The 3,061-nt window shown below is 66.1% G+C and carries 4 protein-coding genes; 2 read left to right on the plus strand and 2 right to left on the minus strand.

The genetic code is table 11. From position 1 onward, the window contains the following. Nucleotides 1-158: 158 nt before the first annotated feature. On the minus strand, nucleotides 159-683 hold the full coding sequence (locus ASE25_RS06545; RefSeq protein ID WP_056824114.1) for an AAA family ATPase: 525 nt from the start codon (nucleotides 681-683) through the stop codon (nucleotides 159-161). Nucleotides 684-763: 80 nt separating this feature from the next. On the opposite strand from ASE25_RS06545, the gene ASE25_RS06550 reads away from it, so the two are divergent. After that, on the plus strand, nucleotides 764-1,342 hold the full coding sequence (locus tag ASE25_RS06550) for a GNAT family N-acetyltransferase (protein ID WP_082622741.1): 579 nt from the start codon (nucleotides 764-766) through the stop codon (nucleotides 1,340-1,342). Between the two features lie 140 nt (nucleotides 1,343-1,482). On the opposite strand, the gene ASE25_RS06555 is transcribed toward ASE25_RS06550, so the two are convergent. Next, nucleotides 1,483-1,686 carry a hypothetical protein gene (locus ASE25_RS06555; RefSeq protein WP_056824120.1) on the minus strand — a complete coding sequence of 68 codons (204 nt, stop codon included), beginning with the start codon at nucleotides 1,684-1,686 and terminating at the stop codon, nucleotides 1,483-1,485. A gap of 561 nt (nucleotides 1,687-2,247) precedes the next feature. Here ASE25_RS06555 and ASE25_RS06560 point away from each other — a divergent pair. Next, nucleotides 2,248-2,943 (plus strand): hypothetical protein, encoded by a 696-nt coding sequence (locus tag ASE25_RS06560; protein WP_056824124.1) that lies wholly within the window; start codon nucleotides 2,248-2,250, stop codon nucleotides 2,941-2,943. Nucleotides 2,944-3,061: the final 118 nt, after the last annotated feature.

Genomic DNA, 3,061 nt, shown 5'->3' on the forward strand with positions numbered 1-3,061 from the left:
ACCGGTCGACCTCGAAGCGGCCTACTACGCTCAAAACGAGGCCCAGCAGGATCTGGAGCTCTCAAACCACTGAGTCTCCCGACTCACCGGGGCGGTTCAGGGATGTCTGCCGCGGACAGTGCGGTCGACCTTTGACGGATATGGGGGTCTGCGCGCCACTATGCGAGCAAGGTTCGAAGCTCCTCGATCAGTGCGGTCATGTTGACCGGGGTGCCAGTCTCGACTGGCACCACTGGGCCTAGTCCGAGGGGGCGCGCTTGGGTGCTCCACTTCGGCCAGTCCATAGCGAGGCGGTCGGCGTCTGGGTGGATGCGGTGTCTTTGGCGTTCTTGAACGCGGGTGCGCGCGATTCCCGGTGCGACAGTGCACCAGATCTCTACCACGCGCGGTGAACCGATTCGCTCGATCGCTCGCTGCGCATGGCCAAGGTCACGCGGTCGGAACCACCATGACTCCAGAACTACGGTCCCCTTCAAAGTCGCCGCTAGCGACCAGGCCATCTCCATGCTCGCCGCACCAAGAGGGCCGCTGAGTTCGACCGGCCATTCGAGCGCATCAGCGACTGACTCTTTGATGGCGTCTTTGCTCAGAACAGGAACGCTCAGCGCGTCCGCGAGCTGGATGGCCAGAGTGGACTTCCCCGAGCCCGGCAAGCCGTTGACGAGGATCACCATGGTCGCCATTGGCCCATCATGCAGGGCTGGACGTTGCACCGCCCCGTGCACCTTCCTGCCCCCGACAACGTGGCCGATCCTGCGAGTGAATGGTCGTGTCCTTCGGTGCGGCCGGCCCGCGGCCACCGCATGATTGGACCGTGCATGAGCCTCGACCCGTTTTCACCCAAGAACCACCGGTCATCCTCCGGGCGATGACGCTCGAAGACGCTGACATCATCGCGGGATGGGCCGCAGACGAGGGTTTCTGCCGAGCCGCTGAGTGGACCCTTGGCCTTTCCCGCGAGGAACACCAGCAGTTCCAGGTACGTCTCATCTGCTCGCCCCCGTCAGACCTCGTCCGGCTGGGGGCTGTTCATGATGGCCACCTCGTCGGCTACGTGGTTCTACAGGGTGATGAGCCCCGCCGGCGCGAGCTCGGCTTCCTCATCGGACCCCGTACCGTTTGGGCCCGCGGACTCGGAAGGGCCGCGGCCAGGGCCGGGCTGAGGCATGGTTTCGAGGAGATGCACCTTGACGAGATCTGGGCCGAGGCCCTGGACGCGAACCGCGCCTCCATCCGCGTCCTGCAGCGCCTTGGCCTGCGCGAGACAGGACCCGGCGAAGCCGGCAACTACCTTGACCAGCCGACCCACTACCGCCAGTTCGTCATCACAGCCGAGGCCTGACGAAACCGCTCAGTACGTCAGGGCCGAAATCGTGAGGACGTCGGCGGGAGTCGTTTACCGCTCTTGCCGCGCTGAGCACGGCCTAGTCCCGTCGCGGCGAAACGCTCCGCCCTGGCAAGGGCACCCCAGCTGGCGGAATGTCAGACCGCGGCCACATCCGGATGATCCTTGTGAGTGTTCTCGGCACGAGCAACTGGGAACACGCACGATGCGACGGCGACGGCTAGACCGATCAGCGCGACGATGACCCACTGCTGGAACGTTGCTTGCGCCTCCACCGCGGAGACGCTCGTCGGCTCAGCACTCGTCAAGGCGAAGGCGCGCCACGTGCTGAGCCAGTTCATTGCGGCAACGATCGATCCCGCGGCCACGAGTAGCGAAACGCCTCTGGCCCAACGGAGCAGTTCTCTCACGCGGTGACCCATGCGCGCCACCGTAGCGGTCGGAACGGCGCGGGGCTTTCACATCGAGCCGACGTTGCCCTCGTCAGCGGCGGCGGCAGCTCGGTCTTCGGGCGACGTGGGTGACCAACCCGTCGACCTCAAGCGCGCTCGCCAGACGCCCGACCATGCCGCTCTGAGGGCGACTACGATCGCCCGACCATGCCGCTCTGAGGGCGACTACGATCGCCCGACCATGCCGCTCTGAGGGCGACTACGATCGCCCGACCATGCCGCTCTGAGGGCGACTAGACTACGATCGCCCGACCATGCCGCTCTGAGGGCGACTACGATCGCCCGACCATGCCGCTCTGAGGGCGACTACGATCGCCCGACCATGCCGCCGTCGGGACGGTCGGGTGCCAACCGAGCCGACCCCGAACGCCTTATTGTGCGAGACGGCATCCACGGGCCCGAGCCGCGCTAAACCGCACGGTTGCTGCCGATGTCAGGCATGATCGCGCCATGGCCGCGCTGAGCCGACTCACGGATCCACACGCCGGTGACTGGGTCAACGAGAGACTCCTCGGGCACGACCTTCCCGGGATTCCGGTCGGTTCTGTCGTGCCGACGGGATTCTCCAGAGTGGTGCGGGTCTTTCACCCGGCGGGCGCGCAGACGTGGGCGCAGATTGCGGCCGCGAACGACCGAAAGATGCATCCGCTCGCGCAGTGGTGCGGTATCTGCCCGGACTTCGACGGCACGAGCCGCAACGGCGACGACGACCCTGAGGAAGGGTCGATGCCGCCGGACGTGCAAGCCGCAGTTTTCGATCACCTCCCCGGAGAGGACTTGGTCTTCGCAGTCTGGGTCGGCTGGGGCAGTTGGACTGACTTGGAGCTGCCTGAGGTTGTCATGCCCGGGTGGGGCGGCCGGGACTACGCCTTGTTCACCGGGCCAAAAGGTGTCGTAACAACGTGGCCCGGAATGCAGGAGACGTTTCCACAATCGGCCAGCTTGGTGTGGCCGCAGGACCACGCCTGGTGCCTTGCCACCGACATCGACTGGGACAGCACCCTCGTCGCCGCAGGCGATGCCGTCGCCGAGGGGCTATTGGCTGACGACCGACTCGAGACCTTCGAGGTCGCCTACTTCGACGACTTGAGCTGGCCGGGAGACGGGGTCAACCCCGCGCCGCCCTGGCTCCCTCGACCGTTCTGAGACGCTCCAGCCGCGTCCGCACATGGCTCCCTTCTGTGTCAAGACGCGGCAGGGAGGTGCGTTCTACGCTGGGTCGTGACGGGTCCGGGAAGTGGCTTGTCCGAAGAGCCGGTGTGGG

This window comes from Terrabacter sp. Root85 (assembly GCF_001429185.1).
In the GTDB taxonomy this organism is placed as follows: Bacteria; Actinomycetota; Actinomycetes; order Actinomycetales; family Dermatophilaceae; genus Terrabacter.

Excerpts from the sequence above, each read along its gene's own strand:
- ASE25_RS06550 (WP_082622741.1), top strand. The coding sequence starts at position 764 with ATGGTCGTGTCCTTCGGTGCGGCCGGCCCGCGGCCACCGCATGATTGG.
- ASE25_RS06555 (WP_056824120.1), bottom strand. The coding sequence starts at position 1,686 with ATGAACTGGCTCAGCACGTGGCGCGCCTTCGCCTTGACGAGTGCTGAG.
- ASE25_RS06545 (WP_056824114.1), bottom strand. The coding sequence starts at position 683 with ATGGCGACCATGGTGATCCTCGTCAACGGCTTGCCGGGCTCGGGGAAG.
- ASE25_RS06560 (WP_056824124.1), top strand. The coding sequence starts at position 2,248 with ATGGCCGCGCTGAGCCGACTCACGGATCCACACGCCGGTGACTGGGTC.